Here is an 8059-nt window from a genome sequence, read left to right on the forward strand (position 1 = left end):
CTTTACTGCTTTCGGTAGTACGCCATCCAGATAGTACTTTTTAACACTTGGATCCGGATTCATTTCACGACGCCAGTCAGCTTTTAATAACAATCCTTCCCAGAAATCCTGATATTCAAATGCCTGACATTGTCCGATGGCCAGATCAAACGCGGTAGATTTCTGCGCCACTTCAATGTTGGTCACAATAGAGGAGTGCTGGCTGAACGTGGTATCCATTTTTATTGCCCGGTTCAGTTCTTTATCTGTCATCCGGCGCAGCACTACCAGCTGGCGGAAATAGCCATTAAGTTCATGATAAATGCCGCTGACAATATCCCAGGGATATTGGCTTCTCAGCTCTTCCAGCTGGGCTTCGTTCAGCGCCACACCATTATCCAGATATTGAAATTGTGCGGAGGCGGGGACATCAATACATTCGGCAGGAAAACGTTCGGCTTTCATCGCGGCTTTAGCCATTTTAGGATCGTTACCGCTCAGCGCCGCCTTATAACCTTTTCCCTGTGCCATCAGCTTAAAGACAAAAGGATCGGGTAAAACCGGGGCATTGACGGTGACGTCGGTAAATGAATAGCCGGTATCGGCTGAGTCATCAGGTTGACGTGCAGGCATCTCAAAATGAAACGCTGTCTTATCGCCGACAACGACGTCTTTACAGAAAACACGCTGATAGAGGTTGTCACCTGACTGTGCTTTGATTTTATCGGGGATCCCCCGCCAGCCGAACCCCTGAATGGGCGACATGGAGACCACCTGATCGTTAGGACAAAAATAGTTATACACCTTGCCGAAATTATTACGGTTATATAGCGGGTCGTCCCACGGTGATTTATTTAATGAAATACAGCCGGTGTCGTGCAATTGCTGAAGATAGGCACTGTCATGAGAGGTTGCACCCGGTGCGTAGAGAGCGTTTTGAGACATAAGCTGGCAAAAATTGCGCAGCGTTTTTTGTCGTCCCTGACGGGTTTGCTGATTTCCGGGCATGGCGTTTTCCAGCCAGCGGTTCTCCAGCGCATACGGCGAATGATTGAGTATTACGCAGTCGGCGGGTGCCGCGCCTTCAGCCTGCACCCACATGTTGGCCAGCATGGTAATTATCGTGCCCTGACTGTGGGCAACAATATTAATAGTGTCATCGCGTGTAAGCTCATTGCGACGAATATCTAAAATCAGATCCGCCAGTCGGCGTGCGGCATAAGCCTGATAAATCCGGTGCGGGTTTTGGTAAATAGGATGACTCCAGTCGCCGTGATTTTCGAGATCACTGCGGGATTTGAACAGCCCGACGGCTTCTAAAATACGGCCGGATGCACCGGGACCAAACATATCCGGAATGCAGGTGGTGGCATTGGCAAAAGTGCCGCCGCCTTTGGCGGATGTCGGGTCAAGCCAGTTATTGAGATTGTCGATATTTTGATTGTCATGTTGTCGTATTTTGACAGCATCATTTTCGCGGTAGGTATCGTAAGGCAGGTCAGCGTTATGGTGTTTTTCAGGTAAGTCTTTTCGGTACTGCTTCTGATCCTGCTCCCAGGTGTCATGGTCGACCGGTTTATAACCCCAGTAAAACGGAATAACCGGTGAACGGTTAGCGACCCCGATACAGGTGTGATCCTGCACACTACAGGTGAGTTTCGCGACATTGTCACCGGCGTCGGAAATCATGAATTCGTGCGTTTTCCATTCATGGGGATGAAGATCCTGACGCCCGAGGCGGGTATTCAGTCCGGCACAAATGCCGGTATCCTGATCCTGGTAAGCCTCACCGACATCATTCACGCCGTGGACGAGAATGACAATACAGGGAAGCGGGCGCATAACGGCACAGTTTTGAATTGTCATTGCGCCTGCACTGACAGGGCGTCCAATATCACCTTCTGATAAAATTTTTGGCGTGCGAATATTTTTGTGAATCATTTCACTCATCGTTTAACTCCTTCTAAACACTTGTTTGGCTAACTATTCCCTATAAATAATTTCAATAATAACACCCATAAAAACAACGAATTAACAGTTTGAGTCTACCACGTCAGCTCGGTTTAGATAAGGCCCGTCAATCACCGACTCCCGCAGAATAAGCTCTGACACGAATTTATTCTGTTCAGATAAATAGCCGCCGTCGAGCATAGAAATAATCTGATTAATGACTTCACTGACCATATCGCTGACCGGGTCTTTCACGCTCGACAATGCGGGAATAAGAAACGGTGCGGTGGGAATATTATCAAACCCGATCACCGAAACCTGTGAAGGTACCGAAATACCGGCTTCGTTGAGTTTTTTCATCGCGCCAATCGCCATTTCATCATTACTGGCCAGAATAGCGCTGAACGGTTCGCCGCTCGTCAGCAGGGTTTCGACGGCGGCAGCGCCGCTGGCCGCAGACCATTTCCCCTGCACAATCAGCGATTCCTTGACCGGCAGTCCGGCTGCTGCGAGCGCTTCTTTATAACCGGAAAGACGTTCAATGGCTGTCGGGGAATCCAGGGAGCCGGTGATAAACGCAATATGATGGTGGCCACGTTCAATCAGCGCCTGCGTGGCCTTAAAACCGGATCCTTTGTGGTCGCAATAAATACAATGGCTCTGATGTTTGCGCAGTTTACGGTTAACGACCATCACCGGCTTATTATATTTGTCGATCAGTTCATCCATTTCATCCACGGATAAAAAACGCGGATAAATAATGATGCCGTCACAGCGTAAATCATGCAGAAACTGAATGGCTTCGCGTTCTTCTTCGGCGCTGTGTTTGCCATCAACCAGGATCAGCTGACGTCCGTTGGCGTCGAGTTTTTTGGCCGCCTGAGAAATTATCTCACTGAAATAGTTGCCGTTATACAGCGTGTTGGTCACCACCAGACCGATGCACATCGATTTGCTGGTCGCCAGGTTGCGCGCCAGTAAATTCGGCCGGTATCCCGCTTCCTCGATGGCTTTAAAGACCTGATCTTTGGTTTCCTGGCTTACATAACCTTTACCGGAAAGCACACGGGAAACGGTGGCTTTGGAAACGCCCGCTTTGGTTGCCACTTCCTGCATTGTCGACATCAGGGTTTCCTGAAAGATAAAAATGAGCCGCCATTCTACACATTTCAGCGGTTTTGCGATGTTTTTGGCATAACAGAACGATAGTGAGAGATCACCATCACAAAAATAAAACGACGTTGCAATTTTTTATTGAAGTCTCGCAAGGAACTGCACATTCTCGTGTGAAACCGGTTACCTATTGTTTCACCAAAACCACCATGTTTCATAAAAAGCGGTTTCACAGAAGTCAGTGCTTCTGAAAAACATTCATAACCCTATGAATCCGAGAGAGTTGTTACTCATGTCTAAAAATTTTGCAGCAATATCACAGTCGATTGTTGATGCCATCGGCGGCCCACAGAACGTGGCGGCAGTGACGCACTGCATGACGCGGCTACGTTTCGTACTGAATGACGAATCGGCCGTTGATGCCGCGACACTGAAAGCCATTAGCGGCGTGATGGGCGTGGTGCGCAACGAAAAACAGTGTCAGGTGATCATCGGTAACAACGTTTCTCAGGCGTACGCTGAAGTGCTGAAATTGCTGCCGGAAGGGTTTTCTGCCGGTAACAATGACGCGCCGGTAAAAAACAAAATCACCCTCAAACGCATCGGCTCCGGCATCCTGGATGCGCTGATCGGCACTATGTCGCCCCTGATCCCGGCCATTATCGGTGGCTCCATGGTGAAACTGCTGGCGATGATCCTGGATATGACCGGTGTGTTAGGTAAGGGCGCTTCAACGCTCGTCATCCTCAACACCATTGGCGACGGCGCATTCTTCTTCCTGCCGGTTATGGTGGCGGCATCAGCGGCGGTGAAGTTTAAAACCAATATGTCGCTGGCGATTGCGATTGCCGGTGTCCTTGTCCATCCTGCATTTATCGATTTAATGGCGAAAGCGGCGCAGGGGCAGAAAGTCGAATTTATCGGCATTTCAGTCACGGCGGTGAAATACACCTACACCGTTATTCCGGCGCTGTGCATGACCTGGCTGCTGTCTTACATTGAAAAATGGGTGGACCGTATCACGCCGGTCGTCACTAAAAACTTCCTGAAACCTATGCTGATTATGCTGATCGCAGCCCCCGTTGCCATCATGCTGATCGGCCCGCTGGGCATCTGGATTGGCACCGGGATTTCTGCGGCGGTGTATACCGTACACAGTTATCTGGGCTGGCTGTCAGTCGCTATTATGGGGGCGGCCTGGCCGCTGCTGGTGATGACCGGCATGCACCGTGTGTTTACGCCAACCATTATTCAGACCATCGCTGAAACCGGTAAAGAAGGCATGGTCATGCCATCCGAAATCGGCGCAAACCTGTCCCTGGGGGGTTCTTCACTGGCGGTCGCATGGCGTACCAAAAATCCGGAACTGCGTCAGACGGCGCTGGCCGCGGCGGCTTCAGCCATTGTCGCCGGGATTTCCGAACCTGCATTGTATGGTGTGGCACTGCGCCTCAAACGTCCGCTGATCGCCTGCTTAATCAGCGGATTTATCTGCGGGGGTGTGGCGGGATTAGGCGGACTCGCCAGCCATTCGATGGCATCGCCGGGGCTGTTTACCAGTGTGCAGTTCTTCGACCCGTCGAATCCGATGAGTATTGTCTGGGTGGCGGGCGTGATGATCCTCGCCGTGGTGATCTCCTTCTTCACCACGCTGCTGCTCGGATTTGAAGACATTCCTGTCGAAACCGTGACGCCGAAAGACATAAAACCGGCAGATACCCCGGCTTCCGTTGCCTTTGCAGTTTCATCAGGCGCGGCAAAATCACATTAAAGAAGAGGATTTCACATGGCAGCATCAGCATTTCCTGAGGGCTTTTTATGGGGCGGCGCAATTGCCGCAAACCAGGCCGAGGGTGGCAGTTTTGAAGGGGGTAAGGGACTGACGACGGTAGATATGATCCCGCATGGCGCGCAGCGTCTGGCAGTCAAAACCGGTCAGGAAAAACGTTTCTCCCTCAGGGCCGGTGAATTTTATCCGGCGCATCAGGCGATTGACTTCTACCATCGATACAAAGAAGACATCGCGCTGATGGCAGAAATGGGTTTTACCGTATTTCGCACTTCGATTGCCTGGAGCCGTCTTTATCCGAAAGGTGATGAGCTGACCCCGAATGCAGAAGGTATCGCGTTTTACCGGGATGTGTTTGCGGAGTGCAAAAAGCATGGCATTGAGCCGCTGGTAACGTTATGCCATTTTGATGTGCCGATGCATCTGGTGATCGAATACGGCTCGTGGCGCAACCGTAAAATGGTGGAATTTTTCGCCCGCTATGCCCGAACTTGCTTTGAAGCGTTCGACGGGCTGGTGAAATACTGGCTGACCTTTAACGAGATCAATATCCTGCTGCACAGCCCGTTCTCCGGTGCCGGTTTGGTCTTTGAAGAGGGTGAAAATCAGGAACAGGTGAAATATCAGGCGGCGCACCATGAGCTGGTGGCCAGTGCTTTAGCGACAAAAATTGCCCATGAAGTGAATCCTGATAATCAGGTCGGCTGTATGCTGGCGGGGGGGAACTTCTATCCGCAAACCTGCAAACCGGCTGACGTGTGGGCGGCCCTGCAAAAGGACCGGGAGAACCTGTTTTTCATTGATGTTCAGGCACGGGGCGAATATCCGTCTTATACCCGGCGCGTGTTTGCAGAGAAGGGCGTGAACGTGGTGACCGAGCCGGGCGACGATGACATCCTGAAAAACACCGTCGATTTCGTATCCTTTAGCTACTACGCCTCACGCTGTGCGTCGGCAGATATGAACGACAACAACAGCAGCGCGGCGAATATTGTTAAATCACTCAAAAACCCGTACATCGAAGCCAGCGAATGGGGCTGGGGCATTGATCCGCTTGGTCTGCGCATCACCATGAATATGATGTACGACCGTTACCAGAAGCCATTATTCCTGGTCGAAAATGGCCTCGGCGCGAAAGATGAAATCAACGCGCAGGGTGAAATCAATGACGATTACCGCATCAGCTACCTGCGTGAACATATCCGCGCCATGGGGGAGGCGATCACCGACGGCGTTCCGTTGATCGGTTATACGTCATGGGGCTGTATCGATCTGGTGTCCGCCTCGACCGGTGAAATGAGCAAGCGCTACGGCTTCGTTTATGTCGACCGCGACGATGCCGGGAATGGCACGCTGGAAAGAAAGAGAAAGAAATCATTCTGGTGGTATAAGAAAGTGATTGCCAGTAACGGCGCAGACCTGGACTGACCCGTCACGGGAATACCCAAAACCGGGTATTCCCGCCTCTCCCTGCGGGGCATCACGTCGTCGTATTTTGCCTTTTACACGCTTTCAGAACGCTTAAATTTGCCTGCCGGCTCTGCAAATTACGTAAAAAGAATGTGATCTCAATTGAATAACCTGGACATGCAATTTGCCGTCGTGGTTAAGAGGGAATAAAAAATGGCTCTTTATAGACGTTAATGCATTTTATATCAGGAGCGATAAATGAAAGCGCAATGGAGCAGGGAAGAGGCGGCAGTGTGGAGTGAACAACAGGGCTGGATTTGCGGATTTAATTATCTGCCGCGCACGGCGGTGAACTGGACGGAACTGTGGCAGCGTGAAACCTTTGATGCACTGACCATTGATCAGGAACTCGGCTGGGCGCAGGAGGCGGGTTATAACCAGTTGCGCATCAACCTGCCGTTCATCGTCTGGCAGGCCGATCGCGACGGTTTGCTGTCGCGCATCGATCAGTTTCTCAGTATTGCCAGTCGTCATGAAATCAGGGTCATGCTCACGCTGTTGGACGATTGCGGATTTTCCGGTGACGAGCCGTTTCTTGGGCCGCAAAAGGCGCCGGAACCGGGTAAACACAACAGTCAGGCGGCCGCCAGTCCGGGGCGTGATGTGGTCTGCAACCGCGAGATGTGGCCGGAAGTGGAACGCTATGTGCGTGACATCATCCGTCATTTCCGCACCGATGACCGCGTTGCCATTTGGGATTTGTACAACGAGCCGGGAAACCGTGGCACGTTCGCTACCGGACTGGAAGAAGTGTTGTATGACGAAAAACTGGAAGTATTTGCTCTCGAACTGATGCAAAAGGTGTTTGTCTGGGCGCGCGGGGAGGATCCGGTTCAGCCGCTGACCGTGGGTGCATGGCATGTCTCACAGGATTTGGATCAGCCCGAAAGCGAGTTTTTCACGCATCCGGTTGACGTTGCGGCGGCCGGGCTTTCTGATGTCATCAGTTTTCATGCGTATGTCGCAACACCAAAACTTTTACAGGCATTGCGTTTCTGGCAGAAATTTGGCCGCCCGATATTATGTACCGAGTGGCTGGCGCGCCATGTCGGCAGCGTATTCGAGGAGCAACTTCCCCTGTTCAGCGCGTTGAATGCCGGGTGTTATCAATGGGGATTAGTGCGCGGCAAAACCCAGACGACACTGCCCTGGCCTTCGGTACGCAAGGGCAATCACGATTACGCTCATTTATGGTTTCACGACGTACTCGACGAATACGGTATTCCGTTCCGGCGCGCCGAAATGGATCTGGTGCGCCGTTTAACGCGTGTTAAAAAGAGTGACGTCTCTTAAGGGGCAACGCCTTATCCCGGCTATTGCTTAACGGAGACTCATTAACCGGCCAGGAAACCGGACGTTCACTTCTGGCCGTTGTTTTTACATGCTGAACTATACGCAGGAATCGGAAATATTGCGGGGGAATAACCATTTGCAGATTATTAGCCATGCCTTGTAAGTCATTTAAATTATCGCGGCAATGGAACTTACACTGACTGTACTCCATAATATCCCAGCGGCATTCCTTCAGCTGGAATAAAGGTACACGCGAAAATACTTTCAAAATAGTGGGGCCTTTGAAAGGATTAATACCGACAGCTTTTTTTCCATGATGCGCGGGATTGAACATATCACGTGACTCGGCGGCTCGTGAAAAATAACCCACTAAAAAATCATCATCTCTTGCGACATATAACCCTGAACCTAAAGCAGCGTAGGCATGGCTTTCCCTGGGGCCATATTTTACTAATTGCAAAGCAG

At 51.1% G+C, this 8059-nt stretch carries 6 protein-coding genes; 3 read left to right on the forward strand and 3 right to left on the reverse strand.

Translation table 11 applies throughout. From position 1 onward, the window contains the following. The coding region (locus J1785_RS05885) for a T6SS effector phospholipase Tle3 domain-containing protein (RefSeq protein ID WP_217219015.1) at positions 1-1929 on the reverse strand (1929 nt) is incomplete at its 3' end. A gap of 81 nt (positions 1930-2010) precedes the next feature. Further along, positions 2011-3054 carry a LacI family DNA-binding transcriptional regulator gene (locus tag J1785_RS05890; RefSeq protein WP_217219016.1) on the reverse strand — a complete coding sequence of 348 codons (1044 nt, stop codon included), beginning with the start codon at positions 3052-3054 and terminating at the stop codon, positions 2011-2013. A 280-nt stretch (positions 3055-3334) separates the two neighbouring features. Here J1785_RS05890 and ascF point away from each other — a divergent pair, with 280 nt between their 5' ends. From ascF to J1785_RS05905, 3 genes are all read left to right on the forward strand, one after another. Continuing rightward, positions 3335-4813 carry a PTS cellobiose/arbutin/salicin transporter subunit IIBC gene (gene ascF, locus J1785_RS05895; protein WP_217219017.1) on the forward strand — a complete coding sequence of 493 codons (1479 nt, stop codon included), beginning with the start codon at positions 3335-3337 and terminating at the stop codon, positions 4811-4813. A gap of 15 nt (positions 4814-4828) precedes the next feature. Next, positions 4829-6259: a 6-phospho-beta-glucosidase gene (locus J1785_RS05900; RefSeq protein WP_129951418.1), complete on the forward strand. Its 1431-nt coding sequence runs from the start codon at positions 4829-4831 to the stop codon at positions 6257-6259. Between the two features lie 240 nt (positions 6260-6499). Next, a complete protein-coding gene (locus J1785_RS05905; RefSeq protein WP_217158115.1) occupies positions 6500-7594 on the forward strand; it encodes a glycoside hydrolase 5 family protein in 1095 nt (364 codons plus the stop codon). Here J1785_RS05905 and J1785_RS05910 read toward each other — a convergent pair. Continuing rightward, positions 7572-8059: hypothetical protein (locus J1785_RS05910; protein ID WP_217219018.1), on the reverse strand; the 488-nt coding region annotated here is incomplete at its 5' end. The genes J1785_RS05905 and J1785_RS05910 overlap by 23 nt on opposite strands.

Origin of the sequence: Rahnella perminowiae, assembly GCF_019049755.1 — a bacterium.
GTDB lineage: Bacteria > Pseudomonadota > Gammaproteobacteria > Enterobacterales > Enterobacteriaceae > Rahnella > Rahnella perminowiae.